Source organism: Collimonas sp. (assembly GCF_044339385.1).
Classification (GTDB): domain Bacteria; phylum Pseudomonadota; class Gammaproteobacteria; order Burkholderiales; family Burkholderiaceae_D; genus Collimonas.
The window spans coordinates 1-20,027 of sequence record NZ_JBIIVN010000031.1 but is presented as its reverse complement, the minus strand read 5'-3'; the positions used below and the strand labels follow the sequence as shown (position 1 = coordinate 20,027).

At 56.6% G+C, this 20,027-nt stretch carries 17 protein-coding genes and 1 pseudogene; 8 read left to right on the top strand and 10 right to left on the bottom strand.

Annotated elements, in window-relative coordinates; genetic code table 11:
- Positions 1 to 245 precede the first annotated feature (245 nt).
- A complete protein-coding gene (locus tag ACIQ0R_RS03975) occupies positions 246 to 2,627 on the bottom strand; it encodes a type VI secretion system Vgr family protein (protein ID WP_395823872.1) in 2,382 nt (793 codons plus the stop codon).
- Between the two features lie 215 nt (positions 2,628 to 2,842).
- The gene (locus ACIQ0R_RS03970) at positions 2,843 to 4,837 is read right to left on the bottom strand and encodes a cation:proton antiporter (protein WP_395823876.1); all 1,995 of its coding nucleotides are present in this window, start codon (positions 4,835 to 4,837) and stop codon (positions 2,843 to 2,845) included.
- Positions 4,838 to 4,972: 135 nt separating this feature from the next.
- On the opposite strand from ACIQ0R_RS03970, the gene ACIQ0R_RS03965 reads away from it, so the two are divergent.
- The 7 genes from ACIQ0R_RS03965 to hpf all read left to right on the top strand — a co-directional run bounded on the left by ACIQ0R_RS03965 (position 4,973) and on the right by hpf (position 10,727).
- The gene (locus ACIQ0R_RS03965; RefSeq protein WP_395823870.1) at positions 4,973 to 6,004 is read left to right on the top strand and encodes an SIS domain-containing protein; all 1,032 of its coding nucleotides are present in this window, start codon (positions 4,973 to 4,975) and stop codon (positions 6,002 to 6,004) included.
- Positions 6,004 to 6,606, top strand: a complete 603-nt coding sequence (locus tag ACIQ0R_RS03960; protein WP_395823868.1) for a KdsC family phosphatase — start codon at positions 6,004 to 6,006, stop codon at positions 6,604 to 6,606. Before ACIQ0R_RS03965 ends, ACIQ0R_RS03960 begins: the two co-directional genes overlap by 1 nt.
- Positions 6,603 to 7,196 (top strand): LPS export ABC transporter periplasmic protein LptC, encoded by a 594-nt coding sequence (gene lptC / locus ACIQ0R_RS03955; protein ID WP_395823866.1) that lies wholly within the window; start codon positions 6,603 to 6,605, stop codon positions 7,194 to 7,196. Before ACIQ0R_RS03960 ends, lptC begins: the two co-directional genes overlap by 4 nt.
- Before the next feature lie 63 nt (positions 7,197 to 7,259).
- Positions 7,260 to 7,802: a lipopolysaccharide transport periplasmic protein LptA gene (lptA, locus tag ACIQ0R_RS03950; protein ID WP_395823864.1), complete on the top strand. Its 543-nt coding sequence runs from the start codon at positions 7,260 to 7,262 to the stop codon at positions 7,800 to 7,802.
- Entirely contained in the window at positions 7,799 to 8,566 is a 768-nt protein-coding gene (gene lptB / locus ACIQ0R_RS03945) for an LPS export ABC transporter ATP-binding protein (RefSeq protein ID WP_395823862.1), read from the top strand. Before lptA ends, lptB begins: the two co-directional genes overlap by 4 nt.
- Before the next feature lie 173 nt (positions 8,567 to 8,739).
- Positions 8,740 to 10,221, top strand: a complete 1,482-nt coding sequence (locus tag ACIQ0R_RS03940; RefSeq protein ID WP_395823860.1) for an RNA polymerase factor sigma-54 — start codon at positions 8,740 to 8,742, stop codon at positions 10,219 to 10,221.
- 155 nt (positions 10,222 to 10,376) lie between these two features.
- Positions 10,377 to 10,727, top strand: a complete 351-nt coding sequence (gene hpf / locus ACIQ0R_RS03935; RefSeq protein ID WP_395823858.1) for a ribosome hibernation-promoting factor, HPF/YfiA family — start codon at positions 10,377 to 10,379, stop codon at positions 10,725 to 10,727.
- A 131-nt stretch (positions 10,728 to 10,858) separates the two neighbouring features.
- Here the strand turns inward: hpf and ACIQ0R_RS03930 are convergent, their stop codons facing one another.
- From ACIQ0R_RS03930 to ACIQ0R_RS03895, 8 genes are all read right to left on the bottom strand, one after another.
- Complete coding sequence (locus ACIQ0R_RS03930; protein WP_395823856.1) at positions 10,859 to 11,548, bottom strand: DUF4197 domain-containing protein; 690 nt, start codon at positions 11,546 to 11,548, stop codon at positions 10,859 to 10,861.
- Between the two features lie 96 nt (positions 11,549 to 11,644).
- Complete coding sequence (locus tag ACIQ0R_RS03925) at positions 11,645 to 12,796, bottom strand: deoxyguanosinetriphosphate triphosphohydrolase (protein ID WP_395823854.1); 1,152 nt, start codon at positions 12,794 to 12,796, stop codon at positions 11,645 to 11,647.
- A complete protein-coding gene (gene aroKB, locus ACIQ0R_RS03920) occupies positions 12,793 to 14,520 on the bottom strand; it encodes a bifunctional shikimate kinase/3-dehydroquinate synthase AroKB (protein WP_395823852.1) in 1,728 nt (575 codons plus the stop codon). Before aroKB ends, ACIQ0R_RS03925 begins: the two co-directional genes overlap by 4 nt.
- Positions 14,521 to 14,616: 96 nt before the next feature.
- Positions 14,617 to 16,788, bottom strand: a complete 2,172-nt coding sequence (gene pilQ / locus ACIQ0R_RS03915; protein WP_395823850.1) for a type IV pilus secretin PilQ — start codon at positions 16,786 to 16,788, stop codon at positions 14,617 to 14,619.
- The gene (locus ACIQ0R_RS03910) at positions 16,785 to 17,333 is read right to left on the bottom strand and encodes a pilus assembly protein PilP (protein WP_395823848.1); all 549 of its coding nucleotides are present in this window, start codon (positions 17,331 to 17,333) and stop codon (positions 16,785 to 16,787) included. The genes pilQ and ACIQ0R_RS03910 overlap by 4 nt, the downstream gene beginning before the upstream one ends.
- Complete coding sequence (locus ACIQ0R_RS03905; protein ID WP_395823874.1) at positions 17,330 to 17,989, bottom strand: type 4a pilus biogenesis protein PilO; 660 nt, start codon at positions 17,987 to 17,989, stop codon at positions 17,330 to 17,332. Before ACIQ0R_RS03905 ends, ACIQ0R_RS03910 begins: the two co-directional genes overlap by 4 nt.
- 14 nt (positions 17,990 to 18,003) lie before the next feature.
- A complete protein-coding gene (locus tag ACIQ0R_RS03900; protein WP_395823846.1) occupies positions 18,004 to 18,648 on the bottom strand; it encodes a PilN domain-containing protein in 645 nt (214 codons plus the stop codon).
- Positions 18,648 to 19,733 carry a pilus assembly protein PilM gene (locus tag ACIQ0R_RS03895; RefSeq protein WP_395823844.1) on the bottom strand — a complete coding sequence of 362 codons (1,086 nt, stop codon included), beginning with the start codon at positions 19,731 to 19,733 and terminating at the stop codon, positions 18,648 to 18,650. Before ACIQ0R_RS03895 ends, ACIQ0R_RS03900 begins: the two co-directional genes overlap by 1 nt.
- A 209-nt stretch (positions 19,734 to 19,942) precedes the next feature.
- Between ACIQ0R_RS03895 and ACIQ0R_RS03890 the strand changes: the two are divergent.
- A pseudogene (locus tag ACIQ0R_RS03890) lies at positions 19,943 to 20,027 on the top strand (IS5/IS1182 family transposase); the annotation flags it as partial.

The window sequence follows — 20,027 nt, the reverse complement described above, 5'->3', positions numbered from 1 at the left end:
GAGTGCTTCAACACCAACTGTTTGATAGACTTATCCACAGCTGCTAACTCAAAACGCAGCGACCAGCCCTGGGTCACATTTCGATCAGCAGGCTGGGTCAAGATTCAATTAGCGCCAACACCCCATGCACTGACTCACAGTCATCTATATTGGCAACCTCGGCCAGTGCGGCTAACTCGTCGTGAGTGACATCGTTGCGTTCGGATAAAAATGGAAAACTGATCAACATGAAAGCCGTCCTTGGATTAGCGAGAAAACGGCAGGTTATCGCTGTATTTGAATTCGCTCTTGGGAAGTGACGGTGCCGGAATATTCATCGAAGCAGGATCAAATTTTCCCCAAAACGCGCACTTTTCCCGGATATCTCCCGACGTGCCATTCTCGATTCCCGATGGCGTAATCTTGATGTAAGAACCGCCAGCACCGATCCAGATTTCTTTCTCGGCAGAGAGAATGAGCTTGCCATCGACCGTGGTAATTTTCAGATCTTTCAAGGCCGTCAAGGCCATGTCATCGCTTTGCGCCTGAATCTCGACTTTGCCTTTGGCCGCAAAGAGTTTCATGCCGAGCCTTTGCGCAAACAATGAAATTGCCTCACCTGCGGCAACGGTGAATTTCTTCATCACCCCAATATCTGCATTGCCGCCGGCGGTGGCGATCAGGTTTTCCGACGCGCTCATCTGCAGATGACCACCAGAAGTCAACGCCATGCCAGCAGGTGCGCTCATCACTATCCCGGCTTGCGTAAGATCTTTCAGCGCGTCATTGAGCAAGCTCTTCTGTTGCGCGTAGTCCGCCGATATTGCTTGCGCAGATTTTGCCGTATCGCCCAGCGTCTGCATTTGCTGTAGCGCTTGCTCAAGCAATCCCTGCGCGGCAGCCATGTCAAGCTGCTGGCCATTGGCTTTGGGTTGCGCATCGGCCGACAGGAACAGGCCATTGCCGGCGCGGACGCTGCCCCAGCCATCTGTGCGCAGTTCGAGACCCTCGCCGCGCTTCTGCTTCTTGGCGTCCACCAGATGGCCCAGATTGAGCTGGCTCTTGCCGTGCTCGGTGGCCAGCTTGATGTGCTCCTGGCCTTCCCAATCCTCCATCCGTAGCTTGTTATTGCTTTGCGTACGGATTTCGTTGCGGCTCATCCAGCGCTTCTGATTGGTGATCAGATCGCTGTTCTGGCTGTCATGCATGGCATGCGCGATATACGGCCGGTCCGGATCGCCGTGGTGGAAGGCGACGGCGACTTCGGTGCCGTCTAATAGCGGGAAGTGGAAGCCGGTTTGCAGGCTGCCGGCGAATGGCTTGGCCAGCCGCATCCAGCAACTGTTCAAGCCTGCCGTGCGCGCATCGCGATCAAAGTCGAACTGCACCATGTAGTCGCCGCCATTGTTCATGTAGGCGTACGGGTAGTTGCCGGGGGAGGCAATGCGGGCACTGACGGTGCCGGGGATTTTGGGCCACTCGGTTTCATTCAACGGCAGGCGATAAATACGATCGGACGGGATGGCGCGGTAGCTGTTGTGGTAGGCCGCATCGGGCGCGCCGTGATGCGTGACCTTGGTGATCAACTGGCCGTATTCGGCATCCGGCAAGACTTTGTTGGTGATCCGGAACACCGCGCCCGGCACCAGGCCGAGTACATCGCCTTTACCCAGATAAACGATTTGCGCCGATAGCGCTGCTTCGTGGCGCAGGCGCGCTTCCCATTCGGCTTGATCGGCATCGAGATGCAGCGTGCCCCAGGCATAGGATTGGCCGTAGGTGGTCTTGTCTTTACGCGCCAGATTGATTTCCGCTTCTACCTGCGCCGGTGCGGCAAGACGGTTGTAGTCGCGCACCAGAACCGATTGCGCGATGCTGGTGATGTGGGTCTCCAACGCTTGCACCGATTCAGCGCCGACGCTCTCCGGCCCGGCGTTGCCGCCGAGCGTCGCAGACAAGGCCGGTTGACGCCGGTAGTGGGTAAAGTCGTCGCCAAAATGCAGCACTTCACCCCATTCACCGGCATCGATGCGGAACCAGATGCCGCTACGGCGGCACAGGCGTTGAATGAAGGCCAGATCGGATTCTTGCCATTGGGTGACGATGGGACGCTTTTCGTATTGGCGCAACAGGGTGAAACTGAAATTGCTGCTGTCACCGGCGAAGCCGTGCTCGGGCAGGATGCTTTCGATGATTTGCGGGAAGGTCTGTTCCAGAAACAGGCGGCAACGGCTGACATTGCGTAGCAGCGCCAGACGCGATTCGAGGATGACCTGATAGATGGTGACGTCCTGGTTGCTGTCGATCTGGTTGAAGCCGGTGATGACGCCTTGTATCTTGCGGCCCGCTCCTAATGCCGGCAGCCCCGGCAACGCCGGCGGGCGCATGGTAAATACTGCCGGCACACCGTGGAAACTGGCGCGCGGTAAATCAGGCTGCGGATGGGTTAAACGAATCACGAAGCGGTTCGGCTGGCCTAGCTCTTCGGTGCCTTCGAAACTGACCACGCTCAATGCTTTGGCCAGCGCGCCGGCGCGCCTTACTTCCAGCGTGTACGGCTGGGAAACGGTGGCGCCGAATCGTACCATCCCGTCGTTTGCGCCTTGCCCAATGTGCTGCCCGATGTGCTGCCCGATGTGCTGCCCCATATATTGCTCCGCATGATATTGACAGAACGTAACGTATCGGGGTTTTTGGGCAGTGCCTATTGGGAAGCTGCTTAATTAATACTTTGTCATTTACTTGTTGACTTGTGGGCTGGCAGGGGCGGGGCAACATTTTTTTGATGTGCTGCCGTGGCTGCCTTAAGGACAATAAAATAGGTTCTTAAAATAAATAATCAGCCGATCCCGACACCGCCCGGCTACCCCTGCAACAAGCGCCCCTCGGCTCTGGAAAGCGCCTCCGCGGCGCCGCGCAAGACCAGCACATCGCCCGCCTGCAGCACCGTCTCCGGGGTTGTATCGATGCCGTTGCGGCCACGCCGCACGGCGGTGACCTCGGCGCCAAGGTCTGGCAAACCCAACCAGTCGAGCGTCCTGCCGATCGCCTTCACGCCTTCCGGCAAAGCCACCGTGTGCAAGCGCACCTGTAAATGGTCGGCCGCATCCGGCGCATCGTCGACGCCATGAAAGAACCCGCGCAACGCCGCATAGCGCTCATCGCGCGATGCCTGCACCCTGTGCACCACGCGCCGCAACGGCACGCCAAGCATGACCAGCGCATGCGACGCCAGCATCAGGCTGCCTTCCAATGCTTCCGGCACGACTTCGGTGGCGCCGGCGGCGCGCAGCTTGTCGAGATCGGTATCGTCGTAGCTGCGCACGATCACCGGCAAGGTTGGTGCCAGCTCACTGACATGATGCAGCACCTTGAGCGCCGATGGCGTGCTGGCGTAGGTAATCACCAGTACTGCGGCGCGATGCACCCCGGCCGCCACCAGGCTCTCGCGGCGCGAGGCGTCGCCATACGATACCTGCGCGCCGGCGGCGCGCGCCTCACTGACGCGGTCGGGATCGAGATCGAGATCGAGCGCATGGTAGCCGATCCCCTCTTCTTCCAGCAGTTTGGCCAGGCTTTGACCGCTGCGGCCAAAGCCGGCGATGATCACGTGCTTCTTGGTCGCCATGGTGCGCGTGGCAATCTGCGTCAGCGCCAGCGATTGCATCATCCATTCGTTGGCCGACAGCTTCATCACGATGGCATCGGACTTGGCCAGGATGAACGGTGCAGCCAGCATCGACAACACCATCGAGGCCAGGATCAATTGCACCAGCAAAGGATCGACCAGTTGCAGGCCGCCGGCCTGGTTCAACAACACAAACCCGAATTCACCGGCTTGCGCCAGCGCCAGCCCGGTGCGCAACGCGACGCCGGTGGATGAGCGGAATATCTTGGCTAGCGCGGCGATCAGCACAAACTTGAGGAACACCGGGCCGATCAGCAGCAGCAACACCAGCCACCAGTGCTCCAGCACCAGCCGCAGGTTGAGCAGCATGCCGATCGTAATGAAGAACAAGCCCAGCAGTACATCGCGGAAGGACTTGATGTCTTCCTCCACCTGATGCTTATACTCGGTCTCTGAAATCAGCATGCCGGCAATGAACGCGCCCAAGGCCAGCGACAGTCCGGCACGCTCGGTAATCCAGGCCGAGGCCAGCGTGATCAGCAGCAGGTTGAGCATGAACAATTCCTGCGAGCGGCGTCTTACCACGATCTGGAACCAACGACGCATCAGTTTCTGGCCGATAAACAATAAAAGGACCAACACCACCACCGCTTTGCCGCTGGCCCAGGCCAGCGTGGCCAGCAGGTTGCCGCTATGCTCGGCGAGTGCGGGCACCACGATCAGCAGCGGCACCAGCGCCAGATCCTGAAACAGCAGGATGCCGATAATGCGGCGGCCGTGCTCGGTTTCCAGCTCCAGCCGCTCAGTGAGTAATTTGGACACGATTGCGGTCGACGACATGGTCAGCGCGCCGCCCAGCGCAAACGCCGCCTGCCAGCTGATATTGATTACCTGCGGCAGCACCAGCGCCAGCACCCAGCCGAACAACATGGTGGCAGCAATCGTCAGCAGCACTTGCACCATGCCCAGGCCAAACACGATGTGACGCATCGCTGTCAGTTTGGGTAGCGAGAATTCCAAACCAATCGAGAACATCAGGAACACCACACCGAATTCGGCCAGCGCGTGGGTGGTGGCATTGTCGTCGGCAAAGCCAAGCGCGTGGGGGCCGATCACAATCCCGACCACCAGATAACCCAGCATCGGCGGCAAATGAAAACTGCGAAAGGCCACCACCCCGAGTACGGCGGAGCCCAGTAGCAGGATAGTCAGTTCTAGTCCGGAAAGCATCATTGGTAAATTGGCATGAAGTAATGTTTTGTTGCTGCAAGGTTAACGCTGTGCACTGTGCACTGCGGACAGATTAATTGTTTCTGATGGCGACTGGCAAGTTTTTTGCTTTAAGAATTCGTTTATACTCTACGAATGAGTCTAACTGATACCAAAATTTTGCCAAAAGCTGTACCCGCAGCGTTCGATGCTGGCCGTGCTCTGGCACTTGCCCGCAATACTCTGCAAATTGAAGCAGATGCCATCATTGCGCTGAAAAACCGGATTTCCGACAACGCTGGAGATCCATTCGCCCAAGCCGTATCGCTGCTGCTCAAATGCAGCGGCAGGGTGGTCGTGTCGGGCATCGGCAAGTCCGGGCATATCGCCCGCAAGTTCGCTGCCACGCTGGCCTCCACCGGCACCCCGGCACTATTTATTCATCCGGCCGAAGCCGCACACGGCGATCTCGGTATGGTGACCGAAGCCGATGCCTTCATTGCGATTTCAAATTCCGGCGAGACCGCCGAACTGATGGCGATTGTGCCGATCATCAATCGCATGGGCGCCAGCCTGATCGCCATGACCGGCAACGATGCCTCGGCGCTGGCGCAACTAGCCACCGTCCACCTCAATGTTGGCGTAGCGCAGGAAGCCTGTCCGTTGAACCTGGCGCCAACCGCAAGCACCACCGTCACACTGGCGATGGGTGATGCGCTGGCGGTCGCCTTGCTGGACGCGCGCGGCTTTCGCGAAGAAGACTTTGCCCGTTCGCACCCGGGCGGCGCACTTGGCCGCAGGCTGTTGACCCACGTGCGCGATGTGATGCGCAGCGGCGCAGCGATTCCAGCCGTGACGGCAGATGTATCGCTATCGCAAGCGCTGCTGGAAATTACCCGCAAGGGTATCGCCATGACCGCCGTGGTAGATGAGCGTTTCCATGCGGTCGGCGTGTTTACCGATGGCGACCTGCGTCGCCTGATCGAACAAGTCCAGGATTTCACCAAATTGACGATTGCCGATGTCATGCATGCGAATCCACATACGATCGGCGCCGATCAACTGGCGGTCGATGCGATGCACATGATGGAGCAGTTCCGCATCAACCAGTTGCTGGTGACAGATACCGACGGCACGCTGGTCGGTGCATTGCATATCCACGATCTGACACGCGCCAAGGTTATCTGATGACAGCCGGCACTCCGTTTAACAGCGCGTCAGTGAATCCGCAGTTGCCCGAGGCAGAACTGATGGCCCGCGCCGCGCGCGTGCGCCTGATGATTTTCGACGTTGACGGCATCCTGACCGACGGCGGCCTTCTCTATGGTGCCGACGGCGAGCAACTCAAACACTTCAACGCACTCGACGGCCACGGCATCAAGCAGCTACAGCAAAGCGGCGTCGCCACCGCGATCATCAGTGCCCGCAAATCGGCAATCGTCAGTAGGCGTGCTGCCGATCTCGGCATCGCGCATGTCCAGCAAGGGGTGCATGACAAGCACTCTGCATTTATCCAATTGCTGACACAACTCAGCCTTGACGCCGAGGCCTGCGGCTTTATCGGCGACGACGTAATCGATCTGCCGATACTGTCGCGGGTCGGCTTTGCCGCGAGCGTGCCTAACGGCCATCGTGAGGTCCGCGCGCGCGTGCACTATGTCACGCAGGCAGGTGGGGGGCACGGCGCTGCGCGTGAAGTATGCGACCTCATCATGCAGGCGCAAAATACTTATGACGCGGCGTTGGCAGCCTATCTGCGCGTAACTCCGCAAGACTCGGCCTCATCATGAAAAATCTCCGTTCCACTTACCGTCTGCGCTTCATACTGCTGCTGGTTCTGTTCGTCATGGCGGCGTTGGGCAGTATCTGGATGGTGCAGGTCATGAACAGGGATACCGATGAACTCCTGCCGAAGCCGACACGCGTGGAGCCCGATTACTACGTAGAGAAATTCAACTACGTACAGATGTCGCCAACCGGACAACCGCGCTATAACATCTCCGGCGATCTGCTCACGCATAACCCGGTCGACGATTCATTCGATATCCAGAAGCCTGTGGTGCACAGCCTGGACCAGGAAAAACCGCCGATGACCCTGCGCGCAGACCGCGGCAGAGTTGAAGACGACAATAGCAAGGTGCACTTGTACGGCAACGTCAACGCCGACCGCCCAAAGACTGTGATAGCAGAAAAATTCCATCTGAAATCGGAATACCTTTTACTGCTGCCGGACGACGATGTGATGCAAACCGATCTGCCGGTAGACCTCACGCTGGGACAATCGACACTGCAAGGCACCGGCATGTCTTTTAATAATTCAACCCGCGTACTGAAAATGTTCAGCAATGTGCATGATGTATTTCCACCGAAAGCGCGTTAAGTACAAGCCATACAATTTATGTACACGGTTCCACCAGGGTCCGTCCTTTATTCAGGATTTTTCATGAAACGACTGTTTTTGTTTTCTCTGTTGTTGCTCGGCGCAATAGGTATCGCTCATGCGCAAAAGGCGGACTCAGAGAAGCCCACCCTAATCGACTCTGACCAGCTCACCTACGACGATGTCAAGCAAGTCAACGTCGCCACCGGCAATGTCGTGCTAACGCGCGGAACGTTGCTGATGAAGGCCGACCGCGTAGTGGTAACCACCGATCCGTCCGGCTACCAGTTCGCAGTCTTGTACGCCGCCCCCGGCAAGCTTGCCACCTTCCGGCAAAAACGCGACGGCGGCCCTGATCTGTGGATCGACGGCCACGCTGAACGAATTGAATACGATGGCAAGACGGAAATCACCAAGCTGTTTTCCAAGGCGCAGATGCGCCGCCTGCAAGGCGACAAACCCACCGACGAAGTCAACGGCGAGTTCATCTCCTACGACAGCCGCACCGAATTCTACTCCGTCAACAATACCGTCAATGGCAATAGTCAGCCCGGCGCCGGCCGCATCCGCGCCGTGATTCAGCCACGTCCGAAAGTTGCCCCATGAGCGCCAATCTGAGTCACCTCGACAAACCCAGCAACCTGATCGTCAAAGGTCTGCAAAAGAGCTACGGCGCGCGCCAGGTGGTGCACGACGTCTCGCTCAACGTCAAATGCGGCGAAGTGGTCGGTTTGCTGGGCCCAAACGGTGCCGGTAAAACCACGTCGTTCTATATGATCGTCGGACTGGTGGCATCGGACGGCGGCGAGATCGATCTCGACGGCGTCGACATTTCACGCCTGCCGATCCATCGCCGCGCCGTGCTTGGCCTGTCATATCTGCCGCAAGAAGCATCGGTATTCCGCAAATTGACGGTGGAAGACAATATCCGTGCCGTGCTGGAGCTGCAACAACCCAACGGCAAGCCGCTCACCGCGACGCAAATCGATGAGCAGCTGGAAAAGCTGCTGCATGAATTACAGATTGAAAAACTGCGCGAAAATCAGGCATTGTCGCTTTCCGGCGGCGAACGCCGGCGTGTCGAAATTGCCCGGGCGCTGGCGACCAATCCGCGTTTCGTGCTGCTCGACGAGCCGTTCGCCGGGATTGATCCGATTGCCGTGATCGAGATTCAGCGCATCGTGCGGTTTCTGAAGGAGCGCGGCATCGGCGTTCTCATCACAGACCATAACGTACGCGAGACACTGGGCATTTGCGACCATGCCTACATCATCAATCAAGGCAGCGTGCTGGCCAGCGGCAGCCCGGACGATATCATTGCCGACGAGTCGGTGCGGCGCGTGTATCTGGGTGAGCATTTCCGTATGTAGGCACGCTGGTCGCACCCCGGTGGTGACGCAATCAGGCACAGTTGAATTACGCTGATTATTTTCTACATTATCCTTTATCCAATGAGTCGTTGGCAGATTGATAGCTGTGCCGTCGCAGCAGTCAGGTTCGGCCCCGCAGTTAAGAATAGAAGTGAATTGTCCGCAGGGACGCCATGAAACAATCACTCCAGCTACGTACCTCGCAGCATCTTGCGCTGACGCCTCAATTGCAACAGTCGATCCGGCTCTTGCAATTGTCTACGCTCGAACTGCATCAGGAGCTGGAACATATACTGTCGGATAATCCGCTGCTGGAACGGGTCGACGACCCGCTCGACAATTCTGTGCGGCTGTTGGCCGACGGCGCCATCAGCGGCACCGCATCGACCATGGATGCGCCGGTCGGCGATAGTGAAGTCAGCAGTTCGCCCACCGAAGCCGAGGCGGCCTTCGACACCCCGGCCGCCAGCGACAACGCGGCGGAAAACACCGAGGGCGAATGGAGTTTCGACGATGTCTCCCGCAATGCAAAAACCCCGGATGACGAAGACGCCCGGCCGCAGCTGGAGGCCCACGAATCGACGTTGCGCGAATACTTGCGGCAGCAGATGCGTGAAACCCTTAAAAATCCGCGCGACCGTGCGCTGGTCGAGCTGGTGATTGATGCGTTAGATGACAACGGCTACCTGGAAGAGCTCCTTGAGGAAATCCACGCGCGCCTGCCGGCCGAGTTGGATATCGATATCGAAGAACTATCGACGGCCTTGAGCATGGTCCAGAGTTTCGACCCGGCCGGCATCGGCGCACGCAATCCCGCAGAATGCCTGACATTACAAATCAATCGCTTCATCAAAGTGCCATATGTCACGCGCCGTCTCGCATTGGCGATTGTGCAATATCACCTGACGCTGTTTGCGCAACGTGATTTCAATAAAATCAAGAAAGCGCTTGAATGTGATGACGAGGATCTGCGTGAAGCGCAAACCATCATCAAGCAATGCAATCCACACCCGGGCGCACCGTTTGCCGCCAACACCTCCGATTACGTGGTGCCGGACGTTATCGTCAGACGTTGCAAGCAAGGCTGGCAGGTCATGCTAAACAATGCCGTCATGCCAAGACTGCGTGTCAATGCACTGTATGCCAGCATTCTGCGGCAGAGCAAAGGCGAAGGCGCACTGACTTCACAACTGCAAGAAGCCAAGTGGCTGATCAAGAATATGCGGCAGCGTTTCGACACAATTCTGCGGGTAGCGCAAGCAATCGTAGAGCGTCAGCGGAACTTCTTTTCACACGGCGCAGTCGCAATGAGGCCGCTTGTGTTGCGTGAAATAGCTGATACACTGGGTCTACACGAGAGCACTATTTCTCGTGTAACCACTCAGAAATACATGCTCACTCCTCACGGGATGTTTGAACTCAAGTATTTCTTCGGCAGCCACGTTGCGACTGAGGCAGGTGGAGAGGCTTCCTCAACAGCGATACGGGCACTCATTAAACAACTGATAGGAGCAGAAGATTCCAAAAATCCTTTCTCTGACAGCAAGATTGCCAACATGCTCGCGGAACAAGGTATGGTGGTTGCTCGCCGTACCGTCGCAAAATATCGCGAAGCACTAAAAATTCCGCCAGTTAATTTGCGCAAAGCCTTGTAGGTTTTTGTGGTTTGATTGTAGAGCTTACCCTTGCTGTGTTCAAAGCAGGCGGGTTTTACCGATTCTTGCCAGAGCCGTCCGCTCTTGACAGCTCGCCTAAAGATTCAACGCAACCTGTTCAGAACCGCCAGCAATATTCTTCATAGGAGCGCTGTATGAACTTCACCATCAGTGGGCATCACCTCGAATTAACCCCAGCCATTCGCGAATACGTACAAAGCAAGCTGGAGCGCATTAAACGCCACTTCGACCAGGTCATCGATATCAGCGTGATTCTGACTGTCGATAAAATCACTGAAAAAGAAAAGCGCCAAAAAGCCGAAATCAATCTGCGCGTAAAAGGAAAAGACCTGCATGCCGAAAGCATCGCTCACGACCTGTACGCTGCCATCGATGCACTGATCGACAAGCTCGATCGCCAGGTGATCAAGTACAAGGACAAGATGCAGGATCACCAGCACGATGCCATCAAGCATCTTCCGGAAGAAGTCCCCGCCGCGACCTGAACCGGCCGTCAATCGAACCCAGGCTGCGAGCTGCACAGCTCGCGCCAATGAATGAACAAGGGCGCAGTCAATGCGCCCTTTGTTATTTCTTCAGAAAAAATCGTTACCCGTGTTTGGCCCGCTGCCAAAAATTATTTCAGTGCGCCGAATACCTTGCCGATGATGGCGCTGCCGGCGCCAAGCGGATTCTGGCGAATCGCTTTCTCTTCATCACCGATAACGGTGTACAAGCCGTCCAGCGCACGCTGGGTCACATAGCCTTCGACCGTGCTTTGCTGAGCCGGCACCAGGCCGCTCTTGCCAACCTGTCCCATGATCGCGTTATATTGCGCCGACAGTCCATTGCGATCAGTAATCCCTTTGACGATGGGCAGGAATTTCTGGCCTAGTTCGGCCGATGTTTTCTGGCGGAAGAAATCGGTCACCGATGTATCGCCGCCGCTCAGAATATTTTTTGCATCGGTCACCGACATCGATTTGACAGCATTCAGCAGCAACGGCTTCGCCAGCGGAACCGCCGCTTCAGCGGCATGGTTCATCGACACCACCAGTTCATCTAATTGCTGCCCTTTGCCGGCCATTTTCAATATTGGCAGCGCCTTATCAAGCACGCTTGGCAAGCCGATCCTGACCTTGTCGTTATTCAGGAATCCGTTCTCCACGCCAAGCTTGGACACCGCCACATCAGCGCCCTTCTGCAGCGCTGCCTTCAAGCCGCTGCCGGCATCCTGGTTGCTGAGGTCACTCAACGACAAAGCCAGTGCCGTAGCTGCCGACAAGGCAAGGCTCACTGCCAGTACTGTTTGGTATGCGCGACGCATAATTGATCCTTGATAAAGTTAAGTAGATACAAGAAAGTCTGGCCTCAGCGGCCACAATGAAATCAAGAAACTGCGATTACGGCTTAACGGGCACCTTTAAAGATACCCTTCATCCACCTGGAACAAGCGCCTGTGCTCACGTATCGCATAGCGGTCAGTCATACCAGCGATATAGTCGGCAACCTGCCGCGCCTGTTGTTGAGCGCTGTAACGGCCATCGAGCGGCAATTGATAGTCTGGCGGCAGCAGCGCCGGTTCACTGGTAAAACAGGCATACAATTCGGCCACGATGCGACGCGCCTTGCTGGTCATCCGATTGACCAGATAGTGCCGATACAGGTTTTCGCGCAGGAAACGTTTGAGAACGGCAGCCTGCTGCGCCATGCCATCGGAAAATGCGATCAGCGCCGGGGCATTGCGCACATCGTCCGGCGTTTGCACTCGCGCATCGCCAATCCGCCGCTGCGAGGTCTGGATCAGGTCGGTGATCAGCGCATTGATCATGCGTCGCACCGTTTCATTGATCGCGCGCCGTCCCGTCAGTCCGGGAAAAATCCGCTCCACTTCGCGGCTGTGCAACGCATAGAAATCGATCTGATTCATCTGCTCCAGCGTCAGCAAACCAGAGCGCAAGCCATCGTCGACATCATGATTGTTGTAGGCGATCTCATCGGCCAGATTCGCCACTTGCGCTTCCAGCGTCGGCTGTTTGCGGTCGATAAAGCGCTGGCCGATATCGCCGAGCTCGCGGGCATTGGCCAGCGAACAATGCTTGAGAATACCTTCGCGGGTTTCAAACATCAGGTTCAAGCCGTCAAACGCGCCGTAGCGCTGTTCCAGCTGATCCACCACCCGCAGGCTTTGCAGGTTGTGTTCGAAGCCGCCATGCGGCTCCATGCAGGCATTGAGCGCATCCTGGCCGGCATGCCCAAACGGCGTGTGACCGAGATCATGGGCCAGTGAAATCGCTTCCACCAGGTCTTCATTCAACGCCAGGTTGCGTGCAATCGAGCGCGCGATCTGGGCTACTTCGATGCTGTGGGTCAGGCGCGTGCGGAACAGGTCGCCTTCGTGATTGACGAACACCTGGGTCTTGTACTCCAGCCGCCGGAAAGCGGTGGAATGAACGATGCGATCGCGGTCGCGCTGAAACTCGGTACGGGCGCTGGGCGGCGCTTCATCAAACAAGCGTCCTCGCGACTGCGCAGAATGTGCGGCATAGGTTGCGAGAGACGCTTCTGGATTCATCGCGGTGTCGCCTCCGAGGCCAGTTGCTGAATAGTCGCCAGCAACGCATCCTGCGGCGCGGTGCTGATCAGAGATCCGCCCAAGGGCTTCATCAGGATGAACCTGATCTGACCGCCTTCGTTCTTCTTATCGACCTGCATCAATTCCAGCCAGCGCTGCACGCCAAGATTCGGCGCCTCGGTCGGCAAGCCGGCGGCGCGCACCAGCGCGCACAGGCGCTCCTTGTCGCGGGCCGTGATGTGGCCAAGACGATGCGATAAATCAGCTGCCATGACCATACCGCATCCGACTGCTTCGCCATGCAGCCATTTGCCGTAGCCGAGACCCGACTCAATCGCGTGGCCAAAAGTGTGGCCGAAATTGAGGATTGCACGCAACCCGCCTTCGCGCTCATCCTGACGCACCACGTCGGCTTTGAGTTCGCATGAGCGGCGGATTGCATATGCCAGCGCGGCGTTATCGCGCGCCATGAGTTTATCGATATTGTCTTCAATCCATTTGAAGAATGCGGCATCGATGACAGCGCCGTATTTGATCAACTCTGCCAGCCCCGCAGACAATTCCCGGTCCGGTAAGGTGTGCAACGTCAAGGTGTCGGCGATTACCGCTTGCGGCTGGTAAAAAGCACCGATCATGTTCTTGCCGAGGGGATGATTGATACCGGTCTTGCCGCCGACCGATGAGTCAACCTGGGCCAGCAGTGTCGTCGGGATTTGTACGAACGGGATGCCGCGCATGTAAGCCGCTGCAGCAAACCCGGTGAGGTCGCCGATTACGCCGCCGCCAAGGGCAATCAGCGTGGTCTTGCGGTCGCATTTGGCAGCCAGTAGACGATCGAATATCTGCATCAGGCTAGCCCAGTTCTTTTCTTCCTCGCCATCGGGCAGGATAATTTCCAACACGCTTTTGCCCGCCTCCTGCAAGGTCTGAGTCAGACGCTGCAGGTACAGCGGCGCAACGGTGGTGTTGGTCACCACGGCGACCTGGCGGCTACTCACCAGACGCGCGATACGCTCGCTATCGTCGAGCAGCGAGGCACCGATCTCGATCGGGTAACTGCGCTCGCCCAACTCAACCTGCAGGCTGATGGTGGGAATAACGCTCGCAGAAGAAACCGGATGGCTCATAGGAAAACTCGATGAAATATTGTTTTGTTCGCTGGCATGGCTTTCGCGCAATCGGGCCGGCTCGGCCAACGCCTCTGGATCGCCTGGCAACATGTCAAGCTGGCTCATTATGCTGTGCACCAGGAATTGTACGTTAGGTCGCCCGGTGTCGATGACAATATCGGCGATTTCGCGATAAAACGGCTCTCGTTGTCGCGACAGCTCCTCGAGGCGTCGCCGCGGATCAGCGGTTTGCAGCAAGGGCCGACTTTTGTCGCGACTGGTGCGCTGGAGAATGTTATTTACGCTGGCCCGCAGATAGATGACTGTGCCGCGGGATTTCAGATATGCACGATTTTCCGGCTTCAGGATGGCCCCGCCGCCGGTAGCCAGCACGATCCCGCGCCGTGCCGTCAGATCGCGAATGACTTCCGCTTCGCGTTGGCGGAAGCTCTCTTCGCCTTCAATTTCAAAGATCAACGGAATCGAGACGCCGGTACGCGCCTCGATTTCGTGATCGGAGTCAATGAATAACTTGTTGAGTTTCTTTGCCAGGGCACGGCCAACCGTGGTCTTGCCCACACCCATCAGGCCGACCAGAAAGATATTACCTTTCATGTGCAACGCACCATTTCACCACTCAACCTTTTGCTCAAATGCGGACACCGGCGCAGAGCCCGTGCCCCTGTGCAGCTAGTGGTCTGTAACAATCCGCTAGTGCGCAGCAACCCGGTCAACAACGACTTTCGGTGTCAGGAAAATCAATAATTCAGTTCGTTTATTAACAACTGCCGATTGTTTGAAAAGATAACCCAGAACCGGAATATCTCCAAGCAGTGGCACTTTATTAACATCATTCGAAATTGTTTGCGTATAAATACCCCCGATCACCACGGTTCCGCCATTTTCAACCTGAACCTGGGTCTGGACGTGCTTGGTGTTGATCGACACGCCGCCGGGAACCACCGCGCCGACGCTGTCATTGGTGACATCGACGGTCAGGATAACATTGCCATCTGGCGTGATCTGCGGTGTCACTTCCAATTTCAGATTGGCTTTCTTGAATTCAACCGAGGTAGCACCGCTGCTGGTGGCATTTTGATAAGGAATTTCTGTACCTTGCTCAATCAAAGCTTTTTGCTGGTCGGCAGTCACGACACGCGGGCTGGAAATGATCTTGCCTTGTCCATCCGCTTCCAGCGCCGACAATTCAAGGCTGATGAATTTGGATGCCGCCGCATTGAACAGACTCAAGGCGACCGAACCCGCGGTGCCGGCGCTGGGTGCGGCAGGCAGATTCACTGAATTGCCGGTAACGCCCGGCGCCAGGTTAGCGGTCGAGGTTGTGTTGGTGGTTGTCGCCTGCTGGCCGCCGGCTGCCACATTGGTGCTACTGAAACCGAAACCGAGCTTGGCGCCGAGGTTGCGGCTAAAGCCATCGTTGGCTTCTACCATGCGCGCTTCGATCAACACCTGCCGTGAGGCTATATCGATCTTCGTCACAAGATTGCGAATGTTCTGCAAAATGGTGGGCGTATCGGTGACGAACAATTGGTTCGTCCGCGGATCGATTACGGCACTGCCGCGCGACGACAAAATGCTGTTTTTCTTGTCACTACCGCCACCACCGCCGGCGTCATCAATCCCGAATACTTTTTTGAAGGCCTCAGCTTTTTGATAGTTCAGTTGGAAAGACTCGGTGCGCAACGGTTCCAGTTCGGCAATTTGCAAACGCTGTTCAAGCTCCAGTTTTTCCTTGGTCAGCAATTCATCCTTTGGTGCAATCCAAATGACCGAGCCGTTCTTGCGCATATCCAGACCCTTGGCCTGCATCACGATGTCCAACGCCTGGTCCCAAGGGACGTCCTTCAGACGTAAGGTCAGATTGCCGCCAACGGTGTCGCTGGTAATGATATTGAGACCGGTAAAATCGGCAATCACTTGCAGCACGGCGCGCACTTCTACATTCTGAAAATTCAGCGACAACTTGTCACCACGATAGCCCTGCGTACCTTGCGCCAGCTTGTTCGGATCTTCCTTGAGCGGCTTGACCACAATCACCAGTTGGCTGTCGGTTTGGTAAGCGCTTTGCTCCCACAGCCCCTTTGGCTCGATGATCATGCGCACGTTGTCGCCCTGGGTTACCGTCGTAATAGTCTTTACCGGCGTTCCGAAATCGCCGACATCGAGCTTACGGCGCAACACATCCGGCAATGCCGTTTTCAGAAAGTCGACTACTACGGTCTGGCCTTGCTGGTGCACGTCGACGCCGACCTGCGTATCCGGCAAGTCGATCACGACACGACCTTCACCTGCCGTACCAAGGCGGAAATCGATGTCGCGCAGCGCCGGCTTAGCGTTGACTAATGGCACCGCAGCGGCAACAACGTTAGCCGCTGGTTTCACTGGAACACCTGCGGCATTGAGCGGCGTCGCCAAACCGCCAGAACCGTCGATTGTCACGACCAACGCGTTACCATCCAGCGCCGTCGCATAAGATAATGAGCGCTTCAGGTTGAACACCAGGCGCGAGCGGTCATCGCCCTGGGCGACGATCACGTTGCGCACATCGCCCAGGCTGATGTCCTGCGAAGTCTTGCCGGTACCATTGTCGACACCGACAAAGTCCAGCGCAATGCGGGCCGGACTAATCACAGTAAAGCCGGTTGGCGCTGCGCTCAGCGGACGCTTGAAATTGACGCGCACAACCGCATTGGTACCTTGCTGACTGGCGTTGATCGACGTGATGGCATTATTGTCGGCAGCCGCCGCAGCAGTGGCGGTTCCGGCCAGGAAAAGCAACGCACACAGCATCCACACTTTCTGACGAGTCGCGCTCAGCAAGCTTACGCTCAGGTTGACGAATTTTTTTCCTGCTGCAATCATTTTGTACTCTCCTGCAACGCTAGCTTTGCATCGCGCTCGACCCATTCGCCGGACGCATCTTGTACGATTTCTTTCAAAGTTACTTCGGACTCGCTAATGGCCGTCACCATGCCGAAATTCTGTCCGACGTAATTCCCCACTTTTGCCTGGAATACGGTCTTGTCGACTTGCAGCAACGCATAGCTCAAGCCGACTTTCTGCAACGTGCCTACCATCTTGATGCTGTCGAGCGGATAGTTTTCCAGGGTTTCGCGACGCCGATCCAGATTCGGTCTGAGGCCGCTTGAGTTTCCCTGCAACTTGGCCAGCGCCACCAGCAGTTTGCTGGGATTATAAGGATCGATGCTGGTCGCCCCGGCATACACGAAAGGGACGAATTTCTTGGGCTCGGTCAGCTTCGGGATACCGACCCGGGCACGGCTCTTGGCGTCGGCCATCCACTCCCTCACCTCTTGCACACCGCTGTCACCGCAACCTGACAAAGTTGAGACGGTTGCGACAAAAAATGTCAGCTGGGCCAGACGCCCAATGCGAAAAAACGTCATTTTTGGCCTTTCTGCTTAGCTGCATCGGCTGCCTTACGCTGTGCAGCCACTTCGTCCTTGTCCAGATAACGGAAAGTCTTGGCAATCGCATCCAGGCTCAACGTACCGTCTTTGCCTGTCGCCAAACTCATATTGTTTAGGGTCACGATGCGCGGCAGGTTGGCAATGTCGCTGGCAAACGAACCGACATCGTGATAGCTGCCCGTGACCTTGATATTGATCGGCAGCTCGGCGTAATAATCCTTTACGACCACCTGCCCCGGCTTGAACAGTTCAAACTGCAGACCGCGGCCTAAACCAGCCTGATTAATATCGGATAACAACGCATCCATTTCTGCCTTGCTGGGAAGCTGTTTCTCCAGCGAGACGACGGATTCGGCGACTTGTTCCTTCTGCTTGCGCAGCGCTGCAAGGTTGATGGCCTGCTGGATTTTTGACTTGTATTGCTCTTTGAGCTGCACTTCCTTCTGCTCGCCGGCACTCAACCCATCCTGCTGGTCGCTCCAGTAAAAAAACCAGCCTATCACCAGCACCAGAAAAAATACGCCGACCCCGCTCAGCACGCGCGGAACGACAGGCCATTGGCCGGGATGGCGGCCGTTGAGCCCACGGAACTGCGCTTCCAGCGAGGCGTTCAAATTATTCAAATCCATGATTGCGCGTCTCTCATTCAAGGTTGCGGGGGCGCGGGGGCGGCAATAGCGGAGGCATCAGCTTTTTTCGGCGCTGCGCCACCGTCTTTCGCATCCTTGTCAGATGGACGCTTAATGCCAACGTTGACGGTGAACGCGAACACATGCTTACTGTCACGACCGGTGCCGCCGATGGTGGCGGCGCGAATTTCAATCAGATCGGGGCGCTCCAGCCAGGCCGAATTGTTGCTCAAGTTACGCAGCAGCTCGGACACCCGCTCATTCGATTGCGCATAACCGTTCAAGACCACCCGTTGTCCGTCCTGCTTGAAGGAGCTCAGATAGACGCCTTCGGGCACCTGCTTGACCAGCTCATCCATCAAATACACAGGCTGGTTACGGTCGCTTTGCAGATCTTCAACAGCCTGTTGACGCGCCTTCAATGCATCGATTTCCTGGCGCAGTGTCACCACTTCTTTGATTTGCCCATCAAGACGCGTATTTTCTGCAGCAATGAAGCTATTCCGCTCATTCTGTTTAGAGATGCTATTGGCGAAAAATGCACCAACCAGCAATACCGTTATCAAGCCGATAGCAGCGGACAGAACCAGCATGGCGAAGTAGGCGTTCTTGCGCTGCTTACGTTTGGCTTCGCGGTGCGGTAAAAGATTAATTTTGATCATCAGCCAAATCTCCGCATGGCCAGGCCGCAAGCTACCAGATAGGACGGCGCATCAAGACGTAATTGCTTTTCCCGCACATTCGGCCCCAGCTGCATGCCGGTAAATGGGCTGACTACCGATGTCGAAATCTTGGCCCGGCCGGCAACCACTTCCACCAGGCCGGGGATGGTTGCGCAACCACCCGCCAGGAACAACTGGTCCAGACGGGTATAGGGCGTCGATGTGAAGAAAAACTGGATAGCCCGCGTGACCTCCAGCGCGGCGCTCTCCAGGAATGGCGTCAGCACCTCGTGCTGATAACCTTCCGGCAGGTCGCCAGTACGTTTCTTCAAGTCGGCCTCCTCATACGACAGGCCATAAGCACGCACAATATCCTGCGTCAGCTGGTGACCGCCAAACGGCTGCTCGCGCTCATAAATCAGTTGACCGTCCAGCAGCGCCGAGACATGGGTAGTCTGGGTGCCGATCTGAAACAAAGCGACGATCTGGCCATGTCCGGCGTTGGGCAATTGGCCGATGATGCGGTTAATGGCCGCACGCGCTGCATAAGATTCGATATCCATGACCGTCGGCTTGAGGCCTGCCGCCTCCGCTACCGCCAATCGATCCTCGACCTTTTCCTTGCGGGTCGCAGCCAGCAGCACTTCAACATCGTCAGGCGAATGTTGTGCCGGGCCGATGACGTCGAAATCCAGACTGACCTCATCGAGCGCAAACGGAATGTACTGGCTGGCTTCGGATTCGACCTGCATCTCCAGCTCTTCTTCCAACATGCCGCTAGCAAGAATGATTTTTTTAGTGATCACCGAAGCCGGCGGCATGCCAAGTGCCACCAGCTTGGTGCTAGTGCCACTTTTTTTCCAAAGCCGCCGGACCACTTCCGTGACCTGCTCGATATTTTCAATATTGCCGTCCACCACCGCGCCGGGCGGCAATGGCTCCGAAGCGTAGCGATCAAGACGCAATTGATCCTTGCCGGACTCGGACAGCTCCACCAGCCGCACGCCAGACGTGCTTATATCAATACCCACCAGCGGTGGGGTTTTTTTACCGATCAGCGATCCAAGATCGAATGCCAAGAGCATTTCTCCCTGTATGTGTTATTCGCGGAACATTCTGCCTACGAGCCGGTCCGATAACGAACAGACCGTCTTCGAAGTTAGGAAAAACCTGTAAATCAGGGCTTAGCGCAATGTTAAATTAAGAGACGGTTTCATAAAGGCCCGAAGGGGCTGTTAACTTTTCCGGCAAACTGCTACTCTTCGGCATTGATATAGATAAGGCTGAAGAAGAGATGGGCAAACCGATCGTGGAAGATGCACTGTGGACAGAAATCGAACCGCTACTACCTCCTCCGAAGCCGCGTCGGCTGAAGAATC